The organism is Woeseia oceani, from assembly GCF_001677435.1.
In the GTDB taxonomy this organism is placed as follows: domain Bacteria; phylum Pseudomonadota; class Gammaproteobacteria; order Steroidobacterales; family Woeseiaceae; genus Woeseia; species Woeseia oceani.
This window is the reverse complement of the sequence record NZ_CP016268.1, coordinates 278,241-303,132: the sequence shown is the minus strand read 5'-3', so window position 1 is coordinate 303,132 and position 24,892 is coordinate 278,241. Positions and strand designations below refer to the sequence as shown.

23 protein-coding genes and 3 pseudogenes are annotated in these 24,892 nt (G+C 58.2%); 6 read left to right on the top strand and 20 right to left on the bottom strand.

All coding sequences use genetic code 11. From position 1 onward, the window contains the following. Window positions 1-46: 46 nt before the first annotated feature. The 5 genes and pseudogenes from BA177_RS01385 to BA177_RS01375 form a co-directional block, all read right to left on the bottom strand. A complete protein-coding gene (locus BA177_RS01385; RefSeq protein ID WP_068612079.1) occupies window positions 47-316 on the bottom strand; it encodes a DUF7380 domain-containing protein in 270 nt (89 codons plus the stop codon). A gap of 52 nt (window positions 317-368) precedes the next feature. Continuing rightward, window positions 369-506, bottom strand: a pseudogene (locus tag BA177_RS19225) (hypothetical protein); the annotation flags it as partial. Next, window positions 503-655, bottom strand: a complete 153-nt coding sequence (locus BA177_RS18480) for a hypothetical protein (protein WP_156762644.1) — start codon at window positions 653-655, stop codon at window positions 503-505. The gene BA177_RS18480 and the pseudogene BA177_RS19225, both read right to left, overlap by 4 nt. A 122-nt stretch (window positions 656-777) precedes the next feature. After that, window positions 778-1,215 carry a hypothetical protein gene (locus BA177_RS01380; protein WP_068612076.1) on the bottom strand — a complete coding sequence of 146 codons (438 nt, stop codon included), beginning with the start codon at window positions 1,213-1,215 and terminating at the stop codon, window positions 778-780. Further along, window positions 1,212-1,745, bottom strand: a complete 534-nt coding sequence (locus BA177_RS01375) for a hypothetical protein (RefSeq protein WP_068618698.1) — start codon at window positions 1,743-1,745, stop codon at window positions 1,212-1,214. The genes BA177_RS01380 and BA177_RS01375 overlap by 4 nt, the downstream gene beginning before the upstream one ends. A 1,327-nt stretch (window positions 1,746-3,072) precedes the next feature. Here BA177_RS01375 and BA177_RS01365 point away from each other — a divergent pair. The 3 genes from BA177_RS01365 to BA177_RS01355 all read left to right on the top strand — a co-directional run bounded on the left by BA177_RS01365 (window position 3,073) and on the right by BA177_RS01355 (window position 4,516). Beyond that, window positions 3,073-3,273, top strand: coding sequence for a hypothetical protein (locus tag BA177_RS01365; protein ID WP_068612072.1), 201 nt, complete (start codon window positions 3,073-3,075; stop codon window positions 3,271-3,273). Between the two features lie 99 nt (window positions 3,274-3,372). Continuing rightward, the gene (locus BA177_RS01360) at window positions 3,373-3,696 is read left to right on the top strand and encodes a hypothetical protein (protein WP_156762643.1); all 324 of its coding nucleotides are present in this window, start codon (window positions 3,373-3,375) and stop codon (window positions 3,694-3,696) included. Between the two features lie 10 nt (window positions 3,697-3,706). Continuing rightward, a complete protein-coding gene (locus tag BA177_RS01355; RefSeq protein WP_156762642.1) occupies window positions 3,707-4,516 on the top strand; it encodes a competence protein CoiA in 810 nt (269 codons plus the stop codon). 11 nt (window positions 4,517-4,527) lie between these two features. Here the strand turns inward: BA177_RS01355 and BA177_RS19120 are convergent, their stop codons facing one another. From BA177_RS19120 to BA177_RS01310, 10 genes and pseudogenes are all read right to left on the bottom strand, one after another. Further along, on the bottom strand, window positions 4,528-4,647 hold the full coding sequence (locus tag BA177_RS19120) for a hypothetical protein (RefSeq protein ID WP_408068436.1): 120 nt from the start codon (window positions 4,645-4,647) through the stop codon (window positions 4,528-4,530). A gap of 32 nt (window positions 4,648-4,679) precedes the next feature. Then, a complete protein-coding gene (locus tag BA177_RS01350; protein WP_156762641.1) occupies window positions 4,680-6,218 on the bottom strand; it encodes a hypothetical protein in 1,539 nt (512 codons plus the stop codon). A gap of 108 nt (window positions 6,219-6,326) precedes the next feature. Beyond that, window positions 6,327-6,527, bottom strand: a pseudogene (locus tag BA177_RS19115) (zincin-like metallopeptidase domain-containing protein); the annotation flags it as partial. A 445-nt stretch (window positions 6,528-6,972) separates the two neighbouring features. Continuing rightward, window positions 6,973-7,374: pseudogene (locus tag BA177_RS19110) on the bottom strand (AAA family ATPase); the annotation flags it as partial. Window positions 7,375-7,416: 42 nt separating this feature from the next. After that, the gene (locus BA177_RS01340; RefSeq protein WP_068612062.1) at window positions 7,417-8,157 is read right to left on the bottom strand and encodes a PaeR7I family type II restriction endonuclease; all 741 of its coding nucleotides are present in this window, start codon (window positions 8,155-8,157) and stop codon (window positions 7,417-7,419) included. Between the two features lie 2 nt (window positions 8,158-8,159). Continuing rightward, window positions 8,160-9,839: an Eco57I restriction-modification methylase domain-containing protein gene (locus tag BA177_RS01335; RefSeq protein ID WP_068618696.1), complete on the bottom strand. Its 1,680-nt coding sequence runs from the start codon at window positions 9,837-9,839 to the stop codon at window positions 8,160-8,162. A gap of 435 nt (window positions 9,840-10,274) precedes the next feature. Continuing rightward, window positions 10,275-10,901, bottom strand: a complete 627-nt coding sequence (locus BA177_RS01325; RefSeq protein ID WP_197493262.1) for a DUF4400 domain-containing protein — start codon at window positions 10,899-10,901, stop codon at window positions 10,275-10,277. A gap of 71 nt (window positions 10,902-10,972) precedes the next feature. Then, entirely contained in the window at window positions 10,973-12,997 is a 2,025-nt protein-coding gene (gene traD, locus BA177_RS01320) for a type IV conjugative transfer system coupling protein TraD (protein ID WP_068612058.1), read from the bottom strand. 6 nt (window positions 12,998-13,003) lie between these two features. Continuing rightward, window positions 13,004-14,575, bottom strand: a complete 1,572-nt coding sequence (gene mobH, locus BA177_RS01315; RefSeq protein ID WP_068612055.1) for a MobH family relaxase — start codon at window positions 14,573-14,575, stop codon at window positions 13,004-13,006. Beyond that, the gene (locus BA177_RS01310) at window positions 14,569-15,015 is read right to left on the bottom strand and encodes a hypothetical protein (RefSeq protein ID WP_068612054.1); all 447 of its coding nucleotides are present in this window, start codon (window positions 15,013-15,015) and stop codon (window positions 14,569-14,571) included. The genes mobH and BA177_RS01310 overlap by 7 nt, the downstream gene beginning before the upstream one ends. 361 nt (window positions 15,016-15,376) lie before the next feature. On the opposite strand from BA177_RS01310, the gene BA177_RS18725 reads away from it, so the two are divergent. Continuing rightward, entirely contained in the window at window positions 15,377-16,159 is a 783-nt protein-coding gene (locus tag BA177_RS18725) for a YdbT family protein (protein WP_068612052.1), read from the top strand. Beyond that, window positions 16,110-17,177, top strand: coding sequence for a S49 family peptidase (locus BA177_RS01300; RefSeq protein ID WP_197493261.1), 1,068 nt, complete (start codon window positions 16,110-16,112; stop codon window positions 17,175-17,177). Before BA177_RS18725 ends, BA177_RS01300 begins: the two co-directional genes overlap by 50 nt. A gap of 66 nt (window positions 17,178-17,243) precedes the next feature. Here the strand turns inward: BA177_RS01300 and BA177_RS01295 are convergent, their stop codons facing one another. After that, window positions 17,244-17,435: a hypothetical protein gene (locus BA177_RS01295; protein ID WP_068612048.1), complete on the bottom strand. Its 192-nt coding sequence runs from the start codon at window positions 17,433-17,435 to the stop codon at window positions 17,244-17,246. Between the two features lie 153 nt (window positions 17,436-17,588). On the opposite strand from BA177_RS01295, the gene BA177_RS01290 reads away from it, so the two are divergent. Then, a complete protein-coding gene (locus BA177_RS01290; protein ID WP_197493260.1) occupies window positions 17,589-17,870 on the top strand; it encodes a hypothetical protein in 282 nt (93 codons plus the stop codon). Window positions 17,871-17,877: 7 nt separating this feature from the next. Here BA177_RS01290 and BA177_RS01285 read toward each other — a convergent pair whose 3' ends face one another. From BA177_RS01285 to BA177_RS01270, 4 genes are read right to left on the bottom strand one after another with little or no spacing between them, the layout of a single operon-like run. Further along, entirely contained in the window at window positions 17,878-20,655 is a 2,778-nt protein-coding gene (locus BA177_RS01285; RefSeq protein WP_068612045.1) for a conjugal transfer protein TraG N-terminal domain-containing protein, read from the bottom strand. Beyond that, the gene (locus tag BA177_RS01280) at window positions 20,655-22,091 is read right to left on the bottom strand and encodes a conjugal transfer protein TraH (RefSeq protein WP_068612043.1); all 1,437 of its coding nucleotides are present in this window, start codon (window positions 22,089-22,091) and stop codon (window positions 20,655-20,657) included. Before BA177_RS01280 ends, BA177_RS01285 begins: the two co-directional genes overlap by 1 nt. Further along, a complete protein-coding gene (locus BA177_RS01275; RefSeq protein WP_068612041.1) occupies window positions 22,088-22,969 on the bottom strand; it encodes a conjugal transfer protein TraF in 882 nt (293 codons plus the stop codon). Before BA177_RS01275 ends, BA177_RS01280 begins: the two co-directional genes overlap by 4 nt. A gap of 4 nt (window positions 22,970-22,973) precedes the next feature. Beyond that, complete coding sequence (locus BA177_RS01270) at window positions 22,974-24,890, bottom strand: conjugal transfer protein TraN (protein ID WP_197493259.1); 1,917 nt, start codon at window positions 24,888-24,890, stop codon at window positions 22,974-22,976. Window positions 24,891-24,892: the final 2 nt, after the last annotated feature.

Here is a 24,892-nt window from a genome sequence, read left to right as displayed (position 1 = left end):
CAAACTAAAACCGATTCGAATCCGTTAGTTCCTTTTATTAATTGACCTAGGTTTGCAGCAAGCTGGCCGCATGACCGAAGAGCGCCGACTCCTTACGTCGGAAAAGGCTTGCCAATCGCAGCGCCCGTTCGGCGAGGGCATACTCTCGTTTTCGCAACCACAGTACGTCGTAGCAACGCGCTTTCAGTTCCGGTGCGCTGACCCGATCGGCAAGCGCTCGCAATCGGGCCAAGTCTTCCTCGTCCAAATCGGCCGGAATCGGCCGGAATCGGCGAGCGTCCTTCACTCGTTTGTACCATTGGTGCAAACGGCTCATGCGTGTTCTCTTCCCGGAAGTGATACATCGCGACTTGCGCGATGACATTGAGAAGCTGTTGCACCTCAAGCGGGATCGTTTCGTCTCGCGATTCCTCATGGCGTTTGCCGTCGTAGTACTCACACTCTCTGCGTCCGGCGGCCTCGATCACCTCGTCGACAATAGCAACGGTTTGATCCACGGCGCTCATGTGGATTTGTTGCCGAGTGTCGTGATCAGGTCGCCAATGCGTGCCAGCAGCACCGCGGCCCGCTCCTCCGCCTGCGCTTGCTCCACAAACCCCGGCACAACGTTGATGAATTCGTCATCGGCAAGCAGTTCTGCGAACTTATCGTGCAAGTACTGGTTCACGGCAGAGGGTGCGTCAAAGCAATCGGCGACGATACTCGGCCGACCATCGATGACGCGGCCAACACGTCCTCAAGATCGTGGCTGCCAAGATTATCGCCGGCGCTGCGGCCTTAATGCGCCTCGAGTTTCGTGGCCAGGAACAGCGGCGCCGACACCACCCGCAATTGCAGGTCATGGACGGTGTGGGTTTCGGCCGTGTCGATAGCCGCTTGGTACCATTGATTAGTGAATCCCAGGATCGACGCCTCGTCCGGCATCTCATCTACGGTGATGCCGTCAACCGTGTAGCGACAGCGTGGTCCGTCTTTGTCCGGTGCAAACCCCAGTTTCAAAAGCCGCTTCTCAAATTGAAAGAACGCCGGCAGATTCATAACCTCGACGATCAGATCGACGTCGAGCGTGGGACGAACGCCAACCACGGATTTATCGGTGATCAAAAACGCGGCTGTGCTGCCGCCGACGAAAACCACCTCATCCAAGAGGTCCTCAAGATGCTGCGCAACGCTGGCAACGACATCGATGCTTTTTGCCTTGCTGACTCGACTCATGGCAAGCGTTCTTTGAGTAATCGATGGGCAATCGCTTTCTCGCGCTGCCTCCCAATGCGGAATACGTCCAGAAGCGCCAATAGCTCGTAGAGAATTGGATCGCGCGCAGCTGCATACGCCGCGGATTTGTATAACGGCGACAGCGAATACCCCATGACTGAGCCGGAGGCGTACGGCCACACGGGCAACAGATCATCATCCATGGCGAGCTCCTCGGCCAACAAGGGCGCCGCGAATGCCGTAGGAATGCCGCGGGCTGGCTCGCCCCGCTCCGCCGGATACACGTACTTAACGCCGTGCACAATGAATTCGAGCAGCCCAGCATTGTCCGCTTCCGGCCGCCCGGTGCGGCCACTCTTGCGAACCAAGCCACAACGGCTAGCGCGTCGAATGGCTGCGTTGACCTCCGACACTGATACGCGCGTCTCCGCGGCGATGGATCGGTGCGTACATTCCGACTGGGGCTGCAAGTCTATTTCGTCCAATGCCTCCTGGAGTCCGCCGAGATCGGACGCGCGTAGTTGGAGCATGCGTTTTTCCACAGCGACGCGGATTATAGAACCGCCCCATGTAACCGAAGATATCAGCCCGCGCTTCATCCCAACAACGGCAACGACGGCGGCTCACCCGCTCATCTTTCTTTCGGGAGAATAAACTCTCCATAACAGCATTGTCGTGGCACTCGTCGGTGCGGCTCATTTTGCACTTGATGCAATGCTCCGAAAGGCATCCTCAACACTGCGTGGAAGCGGGCAAGTACCTGGGCGTCAGAGAGGTCGACGACCAGATCTGGCTGGTGACCTTTCTCGACTACGATCTGGGATACTTCGATAATGAAAGGGGCCGGGTGGAACCCGGCCCCAATCCGTTCATGCCGGACAAAGTGTTAACTATGTGTCCGGAACAAGGTGTAAACCATGTGACCGGTTAACACCCGGGGGAAAATGGCGCGCCCGGCAAGATTCGAACTTGCGACCCCTGCCTTCGGAGTCCACCAGAGCAACAGTAAGTAATTGTTTTGTTTACCATTATGTGGCAGGACGCCCGTTGCAGTTGCAGCATTGTGCACATAGATGCATGACTAAATCACGCAAATCTCACGCAGCAATGCGTTCGTTAGGGCCTTGCGCTGCTTTCCACCTTGACGCCTGCCGCCTGTGCCGACCAGGCTGAAGTTCGACCAATAAAGTCACATTCTTCGGTCATCCCCACCCGGCCGCACAAGCGGCGAGTCTATTCTTCGTGATTGTGAGTAAAGTGATGCGCCATGTCGAACGTTTCTCACTTCTCAACCAGATCGAATTGGTCGAACCATACTTCGAAAACCCGCGTGAACTGCATTGCCCGGAAGCGCTACGCCCCGGAGCCGATGGCACGGCGATTCCTGGAGCGTACGCTGTATGCTGATCTGCGAACACAGCATCTCGTCTCAAAGGCGCGCTCGCTATTTGTTTGACGTGATTAGTGACTTGGTCATTGGCGCGTTCGACAAAGCGACCGAGGAATTTCGAGCTGCCGCTTTGCCTGTTGGCTACAGCCGAAATTGACCAATCGGTCCCACGTCGGGCGAGATAAAAATCTGTGCAAATTCGCGCAAAACTTTCTTAAACCAACGGGAAGGCGGAAATCTCTTCAGGCTCATCTTCTGCCGGGTGTCGTACGTGCCGTGGCCGATTTCGCCGCCAGCATTTTTCTAGAATTCAGAAAGTTAGATGCCGACATACGAATATTTACCGGCAGATATTTGGTGAATATTCATCTGCAACCTGAATACTCATTTTTGCAGGGGTGAACTAGTAATGAACAGAAAACTCGTGCTAAACCAGACTGAAATCTGAGCGAATAGGACTGAAGAAAATGGGACATCGGGAACAGGTACTAGGTTATCTAAGCAAGGTCGCCCCGCGGGCAGCGAGCAACGCGGACATTGTTTCGCACACGCATATCAGACCGCATCAACAGGTCTTCCAGATCACGAAGCGCCTTATGGATGAGGGCCTGATCAAAGGCCGGCGCGTTGGCAAAGAGTGGCTATTCACTGCCGGGGCGGATCATTAGGCGGCGCCGGCGAAGACACAGGCAAAGAGCGCAGCACAGCCGGCGAATACCGGAGCGCGCCTGTCCTCCTCGGAATTCGAAGTACTGGCGACACAGGCAATGGTTCGAGAATTTGGTACTCAACTATTGCCAGGAAGGGTGGACGGCGTGCCCAAGCAATTTGATCTGGTCTCGGGGGACGGGCGCATCGCCGGTGATGCGAAGTACTACACGGCCGTAAACGGAACAAGTCTCCCGCCGGCGAAGTTCGCGACGATTGCTGAATATCTCTGGCTGCTGGAAAAAACCAAGGCCAGGGAAAGATTCCTCATCTTCGGCAATGACCGGCGTGTGCCGGAGTGGTGGCTTGACAGGCACGGCGATTTGACGTCTTTTACGTTTTACTACCTGAGTGATGGTGGAGTTTTAGAAAGACTGAATTAGCCGGCAGATAATGAAGTACGCAGTAGGTGACAACAACGATAAAGTAGAAGCCGTTCCCGGGGCCAAGGGTGATTGCCCGGCCTGCGGGGCTGCATTAGTTCCAAAATGCGGCCCGGTTAGGATGAATCACTGGGCACATAAAGGACGGCGACACTGCGATCCATGGTGGGAAAACGAAACGCTATGGCATAGAGAGTGGAAAGGTCACTTTCCGGCTGAATGGCAGGAGATTTGCCTAAACGATGCAGATACGGGTGAGAGGCATATTGCCGACGTACGCGCCGAAAACGGCATAGTCGTCGAGTTCCAGCACTCCTTTATGAGACGAGAGGAGATGGTTGCCCGCGAAGCGTTTTACAAAAACATGGTCTGGGTGGTTGACGGGACAAGGCTAAAGACAGACAAGGCCCGGTTTCTTAAGAATGGCCGTCATCTCAACGATATCTGGCGAGGCCTTATATTCCTGACTCAGTTCCCGGAAGAGACTTTTAACAAGAACTGGGTGGGAAGGTCCAAGCCGGTATTTTTTGACTTTGCCGGCCTTAGCGAAAACATACCAGAAGGCAAAGGAAAGTTGCTTTGGTGCCTTTTACCCGGCGCCGTCAGCAGAGGGTCTATCGTTCTTTCTATCAAGCAAAGCGATTTTGTAGAAAGAGTGAAAGCCGGCGACCTGATGGATTTCATTGGCGAGGTCTACCGTTACGGGCAAAGTCATAATCAGCTGATAACGCAGCGTGCTATCAATAGAGAAAAAGAATGGTTGGCAATGAAATACAGCCGAAGGAAGCCGGGACGGCTTCGCAGAAGACGCAGGCTGTAATGAACGGAGGCTCATGGTGAGCCTCCGCCTTTCTGCCGGCCGTACAGGTAATCGACAGCCCGCTGCACGTGCGCTGTGGCAGCGAAGATCGCTTTGTTGTCGTTCTTCAGAACTTTCAGCCATGAGCCGATATAGGCGGCGTGATCGCTGAGATCTTCGAGCTTTAGCCCCAGATCGGCGCAGCGAATTCAGCTTGCTCTGTGACCTGGCGTTCATCTTTTGCCTGTGATGACGAAAGATCCCTGAACACATTCCACGCCAATAGGCCGGTCAGCACGACAATAATCCATGTAAGCAGCATTATCCTGCGCTGTAGACGAACATTTTCGCGCGTCCCGACCGCCGTAGTCTGTTGCATCATTAGCTCCTGGCTCGAGGATGCACGCTGTACAAGTGTCTTAGACCGCCGGTTAATGTTCTCCCGAAAAATGCCTGCCAAGGACGGATTTTCTGTTCGATAGTATTCGGGACGGCATGGAGAAAATGCCGCGACCCCGTGCGAAAAGCTGATTTTTTGGTCCGAGAATCGTTCGATTTCGGCGGCGAGAAGGCCGGTCTCCGTGGCAGTGGAGAACAGATCACCTAGCCGATTTAGTCTCTTGAGCGCGTTTCGTGGTAGCGAGGCTTTGAGCTCCGAAGTAATGTGGCGGAGCGCAAACTTCCGTTCAAGACCGGCAAGGACTCCCAATAAAGACCAGCGGCTGAGCAAGCCGTTAATGCGATGATCAAGAAATACCGGCAAGGCTGAATCACGACCTCCGTACATTTCAAGCTTATCCTCCGGAAAATTATCGCGCCGTGCGGCTATGACAGCATATAACCCCTTTGGTCCGGCTGGCCGAATAGGCCACGAAAATCTGAGACCCGGAACCTCGCCATAGGCCCACGCATCAAAGTCATGGTCAATACCAAGGACGTGAAGTGCAGGCTCGCTTTGCGCCATATCGTCATCGCGTGGAGAAAAAGGTTGTGCCTTCATTAGAGTAAGGAATTCGCATACGGGCATTTCCGTACCTGACTCCTCAGACGAAAAGTACCCTGGCAGATTCCTTTGGAACCAGTTGCGAAGCTCACTACGCAGCGCACTACGCGCGTTGCTTATCGCCCTCTCCTTCTGGAGCTCAGGACCGATAATTTCATAGCCGCGTCCCCGGGGCCGGATCTCAGTCTGATATGTTTGTCTAAGTATGTGTTCATACCGGCCGCCTACTTCTTCCTTCACGACAAACATCATGACGATGCAGGAAACGGCGCTTGTAAGAGCGTATATTCTGCACTCAGCGTAATCGACGTCATCCGGGAGTGCTGCTGTACGGTGCGGTCCAACAAACCGTTTCGGGCCGGGGCGCGCTATATAGCCGAGATTAGACCAGCCGCCGCCTGAAATGGTTTCCTTTCGTTTTCGCAGCCAATCTGCTGGATTGCGCCCGAGCGCGCCGGTTTCTTCCTTGTCCCAGCCGAGCCTGGCGAAGCCGGCAAAGAGTCCGTCATCGTGTGAAGGAAAGTAGTATTCGATAGCCCAGAGACTGCGCAAGCGTATTGACTCGTCTTGATGTGGCTGCGACCGGGCGTTTTCCTCCGCATCGTGTGACCTGTGAATTTCAAGGTGCTGATAATCGGGATTTGAAATGATTCGGGGAAACCGGCGATGCGCAGCCCTGTGAAGCCTGTAATGTGAAGCTGTCAACAAATCAGAACGCATGCGGCCAGTCCGGATACTAGATCGCCTGTTAGTCGGGACCATAGAATAACACGCAGTTCCGCGTGTTCTTGAAGCGCAACAGCGACTCGCGCGGACGATTAAGAGCGCCTAGGCGGCGCTCTCCCCGGCGGAGGTTGCCTGCAAACCGTGCAGGTAATCGACAGCCCGCTGGGCGTGCGCCGCGGCGGCGAAGATCGCCTTGTTGTCGTTCTTCAGAACCTTTAGCCACGAGCCGATATAGGCGGCGTGATCGCTGCGATCTTCGAGCTTTAGCCCCAGGTCGGCGCAAAGGAATGCCGCGCCAAGCTCCCGACAAGAGTAACTGCTGTCTAAGCCAGTCCTCGACGGACTGAATCAGCGGACTAAGCTGGACACTTGTCTGGCTACCAAGATAGGAGGACAGCGCAGCTTCCATCGCAGGCTTAAGAGTCTCCTTCCAGAAAGGAAACTCTTTGACGGCAGAGGAGAAAAACTTATGCGCCTGTTCAATGCCTGTCGGCATCTTTCTCTTTTTTCCCTTGTGCTCGAACTCCCATTTCTCCTGAAAGAACTTTCCGGAAAGAAGCGACGCCAGCTTACTTAAGGGGCCCGTTTTCCACGCGTAGTGAGACGGCTGAAGTTTTTTAGCACTTAATAACCAGACCTCTGGGAGGAATTCACGGATGTCGCCATAGTGAGCATTTCGAAGCTTGTATCCGTGCCCGGCATCGGCATAAGCGCCAGCATCTTCTTTCTTTACCGGTGTTTCAGTTACAAGCGTGATCGACTTGCCTTCATTATCAAGTAGCCTGTGCGTATGCTCCAATCGGCCGGATGTCTTGTAGTATCTTCCTTCGACTTCCAGAGCGTGAACTTCCGTTACTGCTCCGACCGTGTGGACGGACGGCAATTGATCGGACGACCGAAAGTAAAGCCGGATCGAAAAGCGGTCCTCGTGCGAGCCATCTGCATGGTGGAGGAAGTCGTAAGGCTGCGGGGTGAATTTGTGAAAGCCGCCGCCTTTGAGCGCAAAGGCCATGGCGCTCAATACTGTGGATTTTCCGGAATTATTCGGCCCGATGAGAAAGGCGGGCGTGCCGGAATGAATGTCGAGATCGATTGACGGAAGTCCTCGAAAGTCCCTGATTTCGAGCCTGTCTGGCGTGAATTCGATCATCGGATATCTTGATTCCGTTGGCCGCCAGTAATCCGAGATTGACTATCCGGCGCGTGCAGCTTCGGTAGCAATGTGACCGGCAAATTCGGTTACAAAGGTCTTGATGCCGGTCAATTCGCTCAATCCGGAATATTCTCCCGTGCTGGCAGCCTCGCGTGGCGAGAGAACAAGAGACGCTGCGCTATACAAACTTTCCTGCACAAGCTTGCGGCAAAGAATGTCATAGCGGTCCGCATATGATGCGCCCTTGAATTCTTGGAAGACCGGAAAGTGCGGCGAGGAATCGCGTACCGGCTCGCGGGACTTCGGAGCATCCTCCAGCAACATGAGCCAACCGGCGAAAGGCCGGGTCTGATCGCCAAAAGCCCCTTCCCTGTATGCAACCCAGAAATCGTGCGCAGTTCCAATCGCCTCTTCCGCGCGATTGTTGGCATTGTTGCCAAATGAAGGGCCGACCTGGCTCTTGAACTCCAGCGCGGCGATGAGCCGGCCCTCGTGCATCACGAGCATGTCCCATAACTTTGTCGGGCGAAAATATCCGGGCAGTGTCAGAACGCGGCGCTTCAGATGAATGCTGGCGTTCCTCAGCCCGTTTGCCCTGACAATATCGGCGACGAGAGCGAGAAAGCCGTCCATGTTCTTGCCGGCTGTAACACCGGCACGCTCACCCTGATCTGCTTTCCCGGCCTCAATCTGCTTCTGCCGGGCTTTTTCCCGATTTCCCCAGAAAGCCTGAACAGCTTCGCGCGTTTTATTTTCGTAGTCTGCCAGATCAATCGCCATTGCTATCCTTCACCGTTGCCGCCAAGCGCCGCGCGTTCCTCCTTGCCCAGGCCATAAAGCCGGAAGGCTGCCTCATTGCAGGTCTCAGCATCGCCGGTTCTCGCCGCATCAATCAAGGATTTTCTTAGGTGTTTATCCACATCGCCCCATCGGGGCAAGCGAATTCGTCGTAGGTATTGTGCCTGAAAGCGAAGATAACCGCCGCGCATCCGCGTTGAGTATGTCGCAACAAAAAGCCGTGCGATCCCGGAGAGCAAGACCGCCTGCAGGGCCCGAAGGTCCCATTCGTCACTGACGATGTAATAGAGATTATGATGCGGATAGAGATTTCCGTCTTCATAAACGATCTGCGCTTCGCCCTTAATATCCGGAATTAAGAGCTTGGGCCGCTTTGCAAGCGCCGGATAGATGCGGTCGATCGTCCGGTACCAGTTGGCAGGCGCTTTCTGCGCCACATGGCGTTTGTCGATCTGGTCCTTTCGCTCTTCGAGATAGGCCTTGAGCTTCGGAAATCTGTCGAGCGGGACCAGCCCGCCCTCGTCTGCAAAAGGATTGACGATGCCGAAGCCGCGCCACTGAACATGTCCTGACTTGATGTCGCGCGTCATGACCAGCGGGAGCTTCCGATCCGGCTCTACATCGAGCTCTTCAAAAGGCCCGATGAAAGCTTTGTCCGCACCGGTTGCGACTCCGATTCCGACTTTGCAGCCGGCATCCTGAATAGCGGGGAAATCCTGCTCCAGACGCCGGACGACGGCAAGCTGGTCAAACGATTCCAGTATCCAGGGCTCGCGGCCGGCCGCGACGCCTGTCAGTTCCTTTATCGGGCTGCCTGCTGCAGGCAATTTCCTGGCGACAAGTGAATGCGACAGGACTCTGAGCTCGTCCCGATCAATCGCTGGCCGGCGCACGATGCGCGTCCTGGTTCCCTTTTCTTTCGCAATAACGGTGATTGCCGGATAGGCAATCACTTCACTGTGGAATGCCGGCGTATCGACCATGTCGATATAAACTCTGAGGTGATAGTCATTGGCGACCATTTCCCGAAGCGGGCCACCGTAGCGGTTCTTCATCCAGCGATCTGCGCAGATAAATGCGAGAACGCCGCCTTTACGGAGAAGATCCAGTGAACGCTCGATGAAGGGAATATAGATGTCGGCACGATCAAATACGGTCTTGTACCTGCCGCGGTACTCTGCGATCAGCGCATCCGGAATCAGTTCCTGGCGGACATAGGGCGGATTGCCGACGACAAGATCGAACGATCCGCTCATTGACGTAAGCAGGAAGTCTCCTTTGATAAGCCAGTTGTCGGCGAGATCCTCTGCCATCTGCTGCTCGATATGAGCTTCTTGCAGTAACGCTATGACTCTGGTGCGCGTTGCTGCGTAGGTGTCTTCATGAAGTTCAACGGCTGTTATTGCATTGCTCAAATCCTCTGGATCAGCATCTTTATCTGCGTGCTTTCTCCATGATTGAAGCAAACGCTCGATAGCCACCAGCAGAAAGTCGCCTTCACCGAATGACGGCTCCAGGAGCGAAAGGCGGTGGAGTGGTTTGTCCGGGGTATAACCTGCGAGGTCGAGAATAAACTCAACGACCTCGGCGCGGGTGAAGATGGCGCCGCGCTGCTCGGCTCCGGCGCTGCGAAGCTCCTCCAAAGCGGATTCGACCGGGCACATGCCCGGCAATGATGCCTGCGTTCGGTGTTGCTGCTTAAGCTGGTCCATCTGTTTTCGATACTCCCGGGAGGCAACAGCCGTCCGCAAGGCTCCAAACTAGCAACAGATCGGCTTCAATAGAAGGAAGAAATTGCAGGACGGGATTCTTGGGCATTTTCCACAAATTTGCCACAACGCCACAAAGACCGATTCGGAGAATGGCGGAATTCTGCGGATTACAGCAGGCCCGATTCTTGTGGCAAAAACGGCCCTGAAGGGCCATTACTTTCCGTATTATGCTGCTAAGTGATTGTTTTTATTATGGCTGTAGAGACGCGACTTGAACCCGCGACCTCCGGCGTGACAGGCCAGCCCCAGTTTCGCTCCGGGATACTGATCGACTATTTCGAGGAGGACGGCGTCATCTTCAGAAGCATCCCCGTGATCACCTGCATCTCAGATGTACTTCTTGAAATAGGACACGCGTAGACGAAGCGCGATCGCGAACAAAACAACAAACGGCGGTATAACCCAACGCGGATTCATCGGTACAGGCGGCACCAGGTACACCGCCCACACCAGCAGCAGGAATACTGGCACAGCCCGTTTCGCGCGGTGGTAGATGAAGCCCGATTCTCGTCCCCCACCGGTTCGACGCATCAACCAACCGTACAGACCGTCCGCCACCGCAGTCGTACCGACTAAAACAAACAGCGGCAGGCTCAGGATCAGCACCGCGAGGCGCATCGCAAAGAGCTGCAAGCCCAGTAGCGCCGTTTCGACGAGGACCCACAGTCCATCGATAAGAGCCGCCAACAGCCCACTGCGTTGTGTCGTCAGCCAGGTGCCAAGGCCGGTTTTCACCAACACCCAGTCGTGTGCCGCGGTGACGGTCGCATCCACGAAACGGCCGGCGTCAGTACTCGAATCCAGCCCGAGAATCTGTCGTTCTGTCGCGATCAACCGGCCCAGCGCTTGGGTGCCGTCGACCCAGATGACGATGACGAAAAATAGATCGATGAGCAGCACCAGGACGCACAGCGCTGCGACCCACCGCACCCAGCGCCACAGCCCGCCTAGCACGCTGTGTTCCGGAATTAGCGGACCTGCTGGCCGAGGATAGATCGCGTACGCACTGTCGTGGGATCTGGTCATTACTGTTGACAACCCGCGTAACGCACCAGACATTCGGTACGAATTTCATCGAGCCCCGAGGGCATGCAGCGGTCCTTGCCGGGCAGCGGCATGCGCAGTTTGTACAGATGCCCGCCATGCAACAGCGCAAAACACTGGCCTTTCGGCAATGCCATCACATCCGCCGGCATCAGCATTTCAGTATCGGTTTCCATCAAGCGATCGGCGTTTTGCGAGATGAAGTCAACCGGCGTGTCGGGTTCGTTGTTGTCGGTGACGCGTGACTCCGCGGTTTTGGTGAATACCCGCACCCGCGGCAGATGCTCAGTGAGCACTCTTGCGGTGTGTTCATTCCGGACGCGGAGCATCAGCAGTGTGTTGAAGTTGCCGAGAATTTGTCCCGCCTTGGCGCGATCACCGATGCCCGCTTCGATGTCTGCCGTTGTCTGCGTGTAGGCGGTTACCTGAATTCCGGCGCCACCGGCTTTATTGAGCAGCGGAATGAACTCCTGACCCACCAGTTCGGCAAACTCATCGGCGTGCACGACGCAGGGCGCACGCCGATGACTGCGTGCCTGCGGCAAGCCTTGCGTGTCGCCGTGCTTGTAGAGCCGACCGGCGACCGAGGTCAAGTCAGCGAACATCGAGTTGCCGACGGCGCTCGCCACGTCCGGATCACTGAGCGCATCAAGGCCAACATAGACGATGCCGTTTTCGCGAATCACCCGCATCCAGTCCAGTATCGGTCGGTCGTCATTGAGATCTGCGTAGCGCGGTGCGAGCAGTTCGCCTACGGGACCCGAAGTAAGCTTTTCCAACAACGGCAATAAGGACGCCGTGAGCTTATCGAAATAGGTCTTGTCGTAGTCGAACGCGCTGCGGAGGCCGTCGGCCACCGGGTCGTAGAGCCCGCGCTCATTAGCGAAGCGAATCAGCGCCAGCGCGTAGTGGTCGCGACCGCGATGTGACAGCGTCAGGTTCTTGGGCTCGATGTTGCTCTCTATTGTCTGCACCGCCTCTCGCCAATCGCCAAGCATGATTTTATCTAGCCACCATTCGTAGTAGTCGATCAACAAGGGTTCGATGTTGGTCACGTGGCGCGCAATGGCCCGATAGTCGGGCCGTCGACCCAGACCCACCAAGGCACGTGCGACGACATTGGTGAAACGCCACGCGAATTCGCGAAAGGCGGCGGAGTTACCGGCCGACGGCAGTTGCGTTGCCGTGCGGGATGCGACTTCGGTGATGCGGCCGAAGTCGCCGACCGGATTGTAGCGGGCCGACCATTCCGGAAAGCCGAGGTGAATGATTTGAAATGTATCCAGGCGGCCGGCCCGTTTGGCTTCCGCGTAGCAGCGCATCAACAAGTCCAGATCTCCCTTTGGGTCGATCACCACGACGGTCTCCCCACGGCGGATGTCTTGCGTCACCAGTATCTCGGCCTCACGGGTCTTGCCCACTCGGGTCGTGCCCACCACCAAGGTGTGTCCGTTGCGCTCATCGAGGTTCATGCTGACTGGCGCTTCTTCGGCCGCACCGACGCCGTGCAACAAGGGATCGCCACCCACCGCCGGCGAGGGGCGGAAAGGATTCCACCAGGCATCAGCGCGCAGCATGCGCGCCAGCCACCGAAGACCGGCCGCGCCATCGAGGATTTGCTCAAGGCGGCGTACGCCTCGGAACAACAAGCCGTGCTGCAGGTACCGTCTCGCATCCGGGTGGCGTGCCTCGACCAGTCGTTGGGTGTGGCGCTGCGACCAGCGAAAGCCCAGACCTAAGAACAACTGACTGTTAGAAGTTGGAATCTGTCGCGGCGCCAGTCGATAGCGTGGCAATTGACGCAATTGCGTCTGGTACCGGATCACGGCGGCACCCTGAAGAAATCGACACAAACCCCAGGCGCCCAGCAGCGCCGCGACGATCCACGCCAACAACGGCATGATCGGAAAGAGATCCTGCGGAAACACCAGCAGTGCGAGCGCCGACAGCATCGCCACCGACGCCGGCAGAAACTCGAACACGGGACGCAATCGATTGTCGAACACCGTCTGCTACTCCGTGTCCGACTTGGGCGAAAGAAGACCATTGGCGCTCGGTAATTCGAGCCCGAGCTTCGCTCCCGGATTGCGGATCAGCAGACCCTTGATGGTTTTGGTGCCGGCGTCGCCGTCGACGGCGTAGTGAAAGATATTTTCACCGCGTGCGGTTTTGGCACTCAGTTTGCGTTTCAGAAATCGCTTCTGCGCCTCCCGCCATTCCTCGTCGGCAAACAGGCGAAAAATCGCGGGACTGACCAGCAACAAACCTTCGTCCACCACGTGTACTTGTGCCTTTGCGGTATTGATCGCCAGCGCGCCGTTTTCAATCCCGTCGATCAACCACGGCAGAAACGGCTCGCCTGGGTCGGTCGCATTCGCCGAAGCTGATTCGCTCGCATCAACAACCGCCGGATCCGCATCGGCAGACCTTTCTGATACTGCCTCAACTTCGCGAATCCACACCGCGGCGCAGGGCGATCTCGCCGCCGGATCTGGCCACAGACAAGCCAAGGGAATGCGAAGTAGGCTCAGCGTTTGGCACCAACTGTCATCACCGTCGCCAACCCGCACTTCGCAGTGCCACACGGCACGTTGTTCCGTGGTTGACACGGCGAAGCCACGCTGTTGCAGTTCATCGATGAGACGATCGTTGCGAGCCGGCACACCCGCCTGGCCTTGCAGAGCGTCACGAATCGCGTCCAGACCGCGCTCACACACCAGCCACAAGCTCGTGTCATCCAGGAAAGCGCCCGCGCCCTGCTGATTGACGGGCAATGCGCCGCTGTCGATCAACTGGCGCAGTGCCACAAACAAGCGCTCGGCCAGAGGATTTGCGCCGGCACTTTGCAGCTGGCGTCGTTCGCCGCTGAGATCTAGAGCCACCGAGCCTTGATCGGCCTCTTTCACGATATCGGCGATTACCGTGCAACCCAGCGCGTGACCGCCGATGGCGCCGAGCCAAGCAGCCAGCGCATCGTGATGATCGCCCAACCAGCGCAGGCCGTCTGCGGGCACGATGTGAGTCACCAGCAGCGGCGACACAGCCTCGTGCAATCGATGCGCTTGTCCGCGCCGAAACTCGATGCGGTAGTGCGTGCTAGCCACCTTGGTCATCGGGCCGACCCACGGACTCCAGAGTCCGATCGGCAGCCCATCGCGCCCGTGCAGAACAATACGCTGATCCACCATCGCTTTACCGACGTCGTGCAGCAAAGACGCGGTGGCAACGGCGTAAGTCCATGCGTCCTGTTCCGCGATGACGATTTCGGGTTCTTTGTCGGGCGGCAGCACGTAGCCGCGCCGAATCCTGAGCGCGAGCTCCACCACCTCCAGCGCATGCCGCAGCAGGCCGCCCAACTCGCAGTGATGGTGCGCCTCGGAGGCTGGCAGGCGCTGCACCATCTCGGCGAATTTCGTGAACGCGGTTTGGTACAACCAGCGCCAGTGCGCGTCGGGCACACCGACGATGGCACGGATACTCCTGAGTCTCGCGGCGTGTTCCACGAGCAGCGCTTTACCCGTCAGGATGGGCTGCTCGCCCGATTCATCGGCCGACCGCCGCGACTTGTTCGCCAGCCCTAGCATTCACTCATCTCTGATACGCCCGTATCGGACACGCGCGCAATCAACCAGGATTCAATGACCTCGCGATTCGGGTACGCGCTGAATGCCCGCCAGACACGGATTTTCTCGGCATGGCGTTCGGCAAAGTGCTGAAAACTCTCTTCCAGCGGATGCCACAAGGTTCGATCGTCCTCACTCATGACGCGATACTCAAATACTTGCAAGGACGCTATCTCGAGCAGCTTCGCGTTCGGGTCGTTCGATGCCAGGGCGAGTTCGACGGTTTCCCGAAGCTCTCGATGTGGGAACTCGTCTTCATGGTCCATGAATCGCTCGATACCCTCGGTAAGGGCCAACAGACTCATGCAAACCCGCGCCCATGATTCCAGTCCGGGGCGTTCTAGCAACAATTGCAGCACGGTGTTGAGCTCGATTTGGCGCTCTTCGTTGACAGCTGTCATGTCTTACCGTACCCGCCGAGATGGCTCCCGCACAGCGAAAACGGGGACCTAATTTGCGCCCCGCTTTCCGCTGGTCTGGGGTTCTAGCAAGCGGTATAAGCAGCGGGTACGGCGCGGGAGGTTGCCTCCTCGCGGCGCTGCCAAAGTTAACTCGCCCAAGGAGTTACGAGTTCTATGCCTGCACATCGATCTTCGCGATGGGTCTCAACGCGCTGCTTGAATGACCGGTTCGCCGCCCTCGACTCGTCGGTTGGGGTGCCGGACGCGGCCGGGCCCATTCGCCGATGCTGTACTTTGCGATTGGTTCCTATGAGATGTCTGCCGCTGTGGGATAGAGCCTTTCTGAACGCGGAGATGGCCCATGACGCTCTATCTTGCGGCTAACGGCCAGCCGTTTACCGATCCCGATGCCGCTGCCTTCAAGGCGGACCGCATGAGCGAAGAATCCGGCGGTCGATTCCACGTGGTGTCATTCGAGGGTGGCTATGCCGTGGAACCGGGACACCCCGCAAGCACCGTGCTTGGTAATCGTGATGATCCGGCGCAAGTGGCTGCTCGAGACGACATCGAGGCCTTGCCTCACGACACCGTTAAGGAAGCCACTCCCGGCCCGACGGCGCGGGCGGAACGGCCGTTTTTCGTTACCTTGCGACCGGCCTGGCGCGCGCAACTCGTCGGCTTTTTCCTGATATTTCTCGGCGGTGTCCTGGTGATCGCACCGACTTGGCCGGTTGCCCTTTTTTCCGCGGACGCCGTGATCGCTCTCAACCATCGCTTCCCAGGCATATGGGACGACGTCGCGCTCGGTGGTCTTGCCCTGTGCCTCATCGGGATCTTTGTGGTGCTGCTGCGGCGCTACTGGCGAAAATCGGTGATCAGCAACGACGGCGTGATGCAGTCCGTTGGCGTTCTCATCTTCAGTCACGTTAGCCACATCGACATGGCGAACGTGCACGTCGTGGATGTCCGAAGGCCGAATCTTCTCCATATCCTCCTCAACCTGGGCACCGTTGAACTGTCGACCCCCGGCAGCGCCGGCGCTGATGTCGCCATTGTTGATGTGGTGGCACCGAAAAAACTGGCCGCCTTCATTCGTGAACGCGTCGCGCTCGCTCAATCCCGGCGCCAGTCCGCCGATTTCTGATAGGAGATACCGTATGACCGGTACAAGCCTGAGCCCGGAAGCGGCATTAACCGAGACGACACTATTGCGTCAGCTCGTCGACGATATGATGCAGCAACGAAAAGAGCTCATGGACAATGTACTGCTTGAGCGCCGGCGGGACCGCCGCCACAAGAACGTGCGCTTTGCGCTTCTCTTTGGCGGAATCGCGTTGATGATGCTGTCCTACCTGTATGTCTTTGTCGTCTTGAACGGCGGCGTCAGCGGTGCTGCCCCTGCGGGCCCATACGCCGCTATCGTGCAACTCAAAGGACCAATTGCCGATGGGTCCTCGGCCAATGCGGTATCGGTGAGCCGTGCGCTGACCCGAGCGTTCAAAGACCCACGCGCTGCCGGTGTCGTGCTGTATGTGAACAGTCCCGGTGGCTCGCCGGTGCAGTCGTCCATCATCTTCGACCGAATCCTGGCGTTAAAGGCCGAGCATCCGGAAAAGCGCATCGTGACCGTTGCCACCGACACGCTCGCCAGCGGCGCGTATTTCGTTGCCTCGGCCACCGACAAGATCTACGTGAATCGATCAACGATCGCCGGTTCGATCGGTGTCGTGAGCGATAGCTTTGGATTTACCGACGCGCTCAAGCGTCTTGGTGTCGAACGGCGGGTGTTCACGGCGGGCGAGAACAAAGCCCGCCTGGACCCTTTCATCCCTCTGACGAACGCCGATAAGGCGAAGATTGCCGATGTTTTGGCGGAGATTCATGCGCACTTTATCGACGCGGTCAAAACCGGTCGCGGCGATCGTCTATCGTTTGAAGCAGCGGGACTATTCGAGGGTGACGTCTGGACCGGCAATCAGGCGCTTGAGATGGGCCTGGTCGATGCCTTAGGCGATTTGACCAGCGTTCTCGACCAGGAGTTCGGCGTTGAGCACGCCAGAGACTACACAATAAAGCCTGCCTTTTTGGAGCGCATTATGAAGTACGCGGCCACGACGGCAATGGATGAATTTCACGCACACAATCAGCTCCGCATTCGATAGAACTACGCCGTACACATACGGCGTAACTAAAACCCGTGTCCGCATTGATGCAGGTCCTGAGAGCGCCTAGGCTACATCCAGTACCGCCAGTACCCTGTCACGAGCCTCTGTCCACGGTTCACGGTCACTCCGCTCGAATTCCACCTTGATCCAGATCTGGGTTCTGGCGTCAGAGGCCAGAGCGTTGGCCCATGCAGTAACGTGTTCGTGACGCTGAACCAGAGAGATTATCGAGATTTCCATGCTAACCATGCCCATAAGTTACGCCAGCCGTATGCTGGTAGCCATGAGCGAAACTCGCAGATTAGATCAATAACTCGATATCAATGCCAAAGGCTAGTCGCGTCAACCGTTGCCATCGACGAAGCAACCAACTTTATTGTCGGCGCAACCCTTAGACGGTATATTGAAGTGGTGAACGCACACCCGACAATAGTGCGCCTTCTGACGGCGATTGTCCTGTCCGCCCTCGCTGGCGGCTTGGCCTATGGTGTAACGGTCTGGCTTGCTCCGGACAGCAAGTCAGCGCTTTTGGCGGTCTTCATCGTCGCCGCGATCACAGCGCTCGGTGTCTTGGCGCCGCATACGCTGCTCAAGGCCACAAGCAAAGATGAAGACAAACCTACATCCGCACCAGACACATATTTCGACACGAGTTTCTCTATCCACAAAGATGAAGGGTGGAACGACTGACTTCGCGTCAATTGCCTAGACCAGGTATCCAGTCGTCTGCCGCACCGGGAATATTGGCGTTCCTCCAGTCGTCGTTACGCTCTCTCGCTGAGTTTGCGTCCTCATCGATATCGCCACGAACTTTCTGGAGCCGAGCATCCGTCGCGTCTTTTATATTCTGATCAGCGTTTCGAGCATTGATCTCGTCACTCTTCAATGCCCACTGCTGCCCCGGAAGGTCTGACCTAGACCGCGCTTCGTTGTAAAGAACGCTCTCCGCATTCCCCCCATAATCTGCCCGCACCGCACCACCACCATCGAGAGCCTCACCTGCGTCCTTGTAAAACGTATTTACCGCTGCCGAGCCACCGACGCCACTTGACACACCGGCCAGCTGCAAACCCTCTGCTGCCCCAAACCGCTGCGCCTCGTTCAGAAGGATGCCGATGGCCTGCGTATCGCCACGATCGGCTGCCTCGAACAGTCGATTCACTTCGCCGCCGGTCCACGTTGGACTATTGTTGCCCGGAGTCGCAAAGCCTTTTTCTTGTCCCACCATGTTCGACTTCAAAGCGGCGACCGCATCGAAGCTTGCGGCAAAACCGTTTGACTCGAGACTGGACGCTGCAGTTTCCCAGGCACGCGCCTCAGACAGCGAGGCGCTTGCCGAGTCTCTTGCTTCGACGGCACTACGCAAAGACGCTGACACGCTTTTGCTGTCGGAATCGCCAACACTTCCCGCACGACTTAATGCCATACTTTCGCTCGACTGCAATACTTGGCCCCAGGATTCACCGAGATTCGTTTGTTCAGCAAACTGACTCAAGTCATTCATTAGCGCCGTATTCTTCGCGCTTCCGAGTCGTGCCGCCTCGCCCTTTATTCCGATTTCCGTAAGGGGAATTTTGGCGCCCGCGGAGACTACTAGGGCGGCCCGCAACCCGTCCTCCACACTAATGCCGTGGGTCTCGGATAGCTGCTGCAGACCGCTGTGAATCGCATCGGCTTTCTCGTTCACGCTCGCATTGAACTGCCACGACGTTCCCTGGCTGCTCGACAAGGACGAACTTGTGTCTTGGCGGAAGCTCATCGCATTATCAAAGCTCGATGCCGACGTTTCGGCAAACTGCTTCATGTCCTGGTTTGCGGCCGACAGCGACGCGGTTGCCCGCTCCGACACGGAAGACTGAATGCCCTTGGACAGATTGGCCGATAGACCGACGTTGTGCTTGGCCGTACTCAAAAACGCATGGCCGCCTTGGGTGTGCGTGGTGACGGAGCCCGACGCGGAATCGGTGAGATGACCCACCGCCGTGTTCTGCTGCGGTGCCTGGTTGGCCGCAAAGAACGTCGAGTTCAACAGCCGCGTGTTGCCCAGATTGATCTGGCCAGTAGAGGCGCTACCTGCCGCGGTGGATCCGGCCGACTGTGCGATCGAGCCGATGCCGGCCGCCAGCTGTGAAATAGCAAAGCCGCCGGCACTCATGATGCCCCAGGACAACAGCGGAATCATCCAGGCGAGGTAGCCTGCCATCATCGCCATGTCCGCATTCACAGCCTGAATACCCCCTTGCGTTACGACGGCGAGCCCCGCACCGGCGCCACCAACACTCGCCGGAATGGTCGCGCTGGCGGTCACGGCATCGGCCGAGTAGACGGACATCACGAAATGCAGAATGGCATACAAGGGCGGCCAGAGGTGCAGCCAAACCAGTGTTTTGCCATAGAAGATTGCGAGCTTTCCCGGGTACATCGTCACGATCGTGAACAACAGAATGATCGGGAACAAGCCGTAGACCAGCATTTCCAGAATATTCTTGATCAACGGCAGGGTGCGCGCTGCCAATGCGCCGAGGGTTGCATAGGTGGTGCGTTGCTGCGCCTGTGCCTGACCGATCGCGAAATCCTGAATCGCAGCCGTCGCATCGGCATCCGCCGCCATTGACGTGAACGAACGCCGCATCGCATTGATCATGACGTTCTGCCCCACAATTTCCGCGCCGGTCGCCGAGATCGTGCCCAGGTAGTCGTAGGCGAGCGGCAAGGTCGATAAAAGTCGCGCGTTGGCCGCCACCACATCCGGCTCTCGGAAGATGCGCATGCCGAATACATCGACCGTGGCATCGATCGCGGCGGCCCAGCCGTTGTCGAGCTCCGTCATCGCGGTCGTGCACGGCAGCAGCGCCGGGCCGGTACCATCGTCGTAGGAGGTGAAGATCGCACCGCCAACCCCCTGGCTCGAAATGTAGCCCCATACGTCCGGCGCCCGCATCAAATCGTCCCACGAGAACCATCCGGCGTTGGCACCGTAGTAAACGCAACTGCGCATGAACTCACTCATGTTCCGCGCGTACAGCTGATCGCCGAATTCCATTTCGGTACTGGCTTCCACCAGGCGATTGGCAAACAACAGGCCGTTGTCCCGATAGCGAATGTCGTCCGGCAAACTGAAGGACGTCTCGAAGGCCTCGGTAAACCAATCGCTGGTGACGCTCGCCAAATGCGCGACCACGGCAACACCTGCGGGCACATCGTCCACGCTCGTCGAGTTGGCCGGCTCCACGCGATCGATGATGTCAACATTCGCCCGTGAGAACAGCGCCGCGTAGATCACAAAGATTGCGATCAACAGGCGCGGCGCCGGCTTCAATGAGCCGGTAAACGCGATTTCTACCGAGATCACGAAGATCGCGATCAATAGCATCAAGCGAACCGCACCGATGAAGTCACCTGTGCCGGTGAAAGCGGCCAACGCCGTAAAGAGGGCGTTCAGCTGCAGACCACCGCCGTAGGTGATGACGTCCATCAGGTGGAGCCGGCCCCCGGCGTCCAGCGGTGCGTCGCCACCAGACCCTTCGGCATACCGCTGATGATCAGTCGCTCGTAGTACTGCAGTTCCTCGGCAATGCGCAGCGACGAATCGATGTCGCGATGAATTCTCGCACGCCGATCTCGCAAGGCCTGGAGGATGCCCTGCTGCGCATTGGCCAGGCGCTCGCCGTGCTCGCCCCACTGCGGATCGCGGGCCTGATTCTGGATGTTGAAGCTAATGCGCTCGATGTAGGTAAACAGCACGTCCACGGCAACCGCCTCGATGTACTTGCCCACCAAATCGAGCCCGGAGTCGCCACGCAGCCCGGCAGCAACCGCGAGAATGCGGTGCACCGGCAGACTGGTTTTCTGCACCAACTCGATTTGTTCGACGCTCGGCTCGGCCTTGGTCTGGATCGCATCGAAAAGACCGCCCATTCGCTCACCGACGAGGGCGATCAGCGAGGCGTCCGCCGGCAGTGTTGCAATCACCTCCCGGACATCCTGACAGGCGTAGGTGCCAGCGTCGGTGTCACACTCGTACACCGCCATCGACGTCGAGCCGCGCAATATGCCGTCCAGCAAATCATCGGTGGACGACAACAGGCTCGGGTACCACTTCACATCGGCGCGCGCGGCCTCGTCGTCCGGTGCCAGCGCCCCAGCGCCGTTGCGCTTGGATTTGACCACGGTACCGGTGACCGACATCACCAGCTCGCGCATCTCGGTGTCGCCGGCAAAAAGCTCACTTTTCGCCATGAACATCCACACCAGGTTGCCCTCAATGAAGGCCGCATCGCGCGCCTCATCGTTGTTAATCGAGGCTTCCTGTGCGCCGCCTGCGACGGTGCACGCCCGGCGCGCCTCGGTGTAGGATTCGCCGAGGCTGCTGGTCCGCTGACTGATGCAAACACTGGTTTGATTGCCCAGCACTTCGCCGGCGAGCATCGAGTTGGCGGCCCACTGAGCGCGCTCGCAGGTATTGAAACTCATGCCCTGGTTCTTCAAGAGCCAATCGAAATTCTCGCCCAGGGTATTGCTGATCTGGCTGGAGATGGTGCGCAGTGCCAGCATGAACGCGTACGAAACAGCATTCGATCCGACATCCTTCAAGACCTGCACCAGTTCATCGGCGTCCAGGAAGGCGAAGCCGCCGCCGAACATGTCGATACCGCCGCAGCCGGCGTTGTAGTTGGGCGCACGGTAGCTGTAAAGATTCACCTGGTTGTTCGGAACGCGAACGAACACCTGACCGCCGTTCAAATAGCGATACCCCTGTCCCTCAAACGCGGTCGGACTGGTGAGACTCGCCGATCCGCCCAGCTCGTCGACGAACCGGTTGAGATCGCTTTCAAGGTCTGCGCGCGCCGTCATCGCACTCAACAGCAGCGTGGCACCGAGTATCGGGATGGGAAGTCTCTGCCCTATCATGGTGTGCGGGCTCCTGTGTCATACACGCTGTAGGTCATCTGTCCCGGCGTCATTTTGAAAAGACGCACGATGCGGCTCTCGAGCTCACTCAAGCTGATCACGCCGTAGGCGATCGGCTGAATGTGACCGGCACCCGGATCGACCAGGAAAATCGCCGGCGTCACGTCTACGCCCAGGCGCGCCTTGATGCTAGGCTCGTAACGTGCGTCGGGAAACTCAGGCAGGGTGCCGCCGTCGATACTGATCGGGATCAGTTTGAAATCGTAGGTGCGCGCAAAGCGCTTAAGGAACGGTGCGATCTGAATGCAGTAGGGACAATCGCTCGAAAACACAAAAAACAAGCCGTACGTTTGTGCAATGTCGCGAAGCGCTGCGGTGCGCGATTCCGTCCGCGCGGCCGTCCAGGCCTTCAATCCTTCCGGCGAATGCGGGCGCACCAGGCTCTGATCGAGCGACGGGGTTGACCACACGACGCGCTGGGTCATGTCCGCAAACAAGGTCGCGCGCCGCTGCACCGCGGCATTGAGTTCCATCCATTGGCGAATGTGGGCTTCGGTTGGATGCAAGACGGCCAACGCTTTGGCGCGTTCGACGTGTGCTTGCAAGGCCTCGAGTTCGGCGATCGGATCCGCCGGTAACACGCCAACCGCCGGCATCACCGCAACCGGGTCAGGGTCCTCCGCGGCATCCGCCGGATCCTCGTACCAGAACCAGCCGCGCTCAGCGTCGCCAAACCATCGGCCGTTGGCGGCTTGCGGTGTGCTCTGATCTGCTGGCGGTGTTATGCCTGAACCCACCGCGTTTTGTGCGGACGCGGTGGCGCTCAGTGCACTCGCAAGTCCGATAGCCAGGAAACAATGTAAGCGTTTGACGGTCATGCCACTAACAGTTCGGGTAGCCGGGATCGAACTGGCTGCAGCTCGCGCCGGACAGCGTTGCGATGTAGGCATCAACGATGCTTTCGAGCGTCGCGTTGTCCGGCGTGCCGGTCACGTTGGCAAAGGCGTCGGCAAAGTACTCGCTGAAATCGATCGTACTGAAGTCGATCGCCGCCAGCTGCTCGGCCGAGAAGCCCTCGCATGCCGGCTCGCGCGCGCTACCCCAGTCGATGCCCAGTTGCGGCCGCCCCTGTTCGTGAATGATTCGGCCGAGCTTGGAGCGAAAACAGCAAAAGGTGCTGGTCTTCGCCAGACAGCCAAAGATCGAGTCCTCACTGCAGTAGCGACCGACGTACGCGCATTGACCCTGCTCGCGCTGAGCGCGCAGCTGTTCTTCCTCGGTACTGCACTCGTCCGCCCAGCCCAGGCCCCAACCGCTTCGACTGCAGCAGTTCGAAAAGCCTAAGACTTTCTTCTTGCAGCGCCTGTCCACGCCGTTGAAGATGCTCAAGGCGCCAAGGCAATCGTAGTTGCCGGACCCCGCGGGGTTTTCGGTGCAGGTGACACCGCTTGAGTCCATGTCGAGCGCGGCCTGTTCCATCGCCTGCAGATTGGCTGCCGCCACGCCAAAGTGGGTATTGGGTTCAACGCTGGTATCGAACACGATGTCCGAGACACCAAAGGTCCTCGCCGCGCAGTCGTCCACCGGCTCGGACCAGCCGTCCAGGGGGCACTCGTAGCTGTGCTCGCAGGTACCATCACCGTCACAAACACTGTCGACCGGGCTGCAGCCGCGCGCGACGAGTTCGCCGCAATAGCCCTCATCGGTGGTGACGGTGCCTGCGCACAGAAGCGGCGTTCGCTGGCGCCAGCAATCCCGCAACACCGGGTACTGCAGGCCATCGGACCCCGTGATCAGGCGTTCCTCCGGGCCCTCGATGCACACCGGCGGTCCTTGCACCTCGCACTCGTTCGCCAGAACCGGACAGCCGTCGCTCCAGGTATCGATGTACACCGGTGCGGCCTGCGCCTCAGCCGTATACGTAATGCGCCCGCCCCCGCGCGGACCTGAGCGGTACCAGATTTCGGCGAACCACCGCCCTGCGGAGCAGGTCGGCGGATCGACGATCATGAAGTTGCCTGCTATGTCGACAGACACGTCCGTCACAGACGCGCAATCGAAATCCGCCGGCACATCCATGCCGTTCTCCACCCGAATGAACCCGATGTATTCCCCATTGGTACCCATGCCGTAGTCGACGATCAATCCGGCGTCGTTCAGCGGTATGAACCCGCCAAGTGTCGTGGTTCCAGCCGGCCGGCCAGCGTCGTTCTCCGCGTACACGACGGCCGTGTAGGTCATGGGACTCACGTCAACAGCCACGTCCAAGGCGTTGTCGCAAAAGGCCTCTTCCGGCAGGGTCCAGGCCGAGCAGGTTTCCAGTGTGGTCTCGGGGGTGTCTACCGTGCCCTCGGCACAGTTCGTGCCGATCATGACCAGTTCTCCCTCGACCACGGCGGTGTCGTCCTGAATCGCCCAGGCATTCACCAACAAGGGATCGTCTTCGCTGAACTCGAGGATGGGCGTGTTCGACTGCTGCCAGGCGTACTCGGCGGTCGGGTCGGGCGCCAGTATCACCGCGTCGATGGCGTCCGATTCCAGATCGCCGGTCGCTTGATTCTCGTAGTAATCACCCAGCGGCATGTCGGCGCCGCCGTAGCCCGGCACGATGGCACCGGCGTCCGCAGACTCGGCCGCATCAGCTACCTGCGCCGTGTTCGCATTGCCCCAGGTGATGGCATCGTCGGCACTCTCCTGCTGCGATTGCGCTGCCGCCGTTCCGGCCAGCACCATCATTGCCACCGTCACCGGCGTCAGCGACGCCGGCAACATGCAGACACGGTCTACCCGTCTAAGCATCG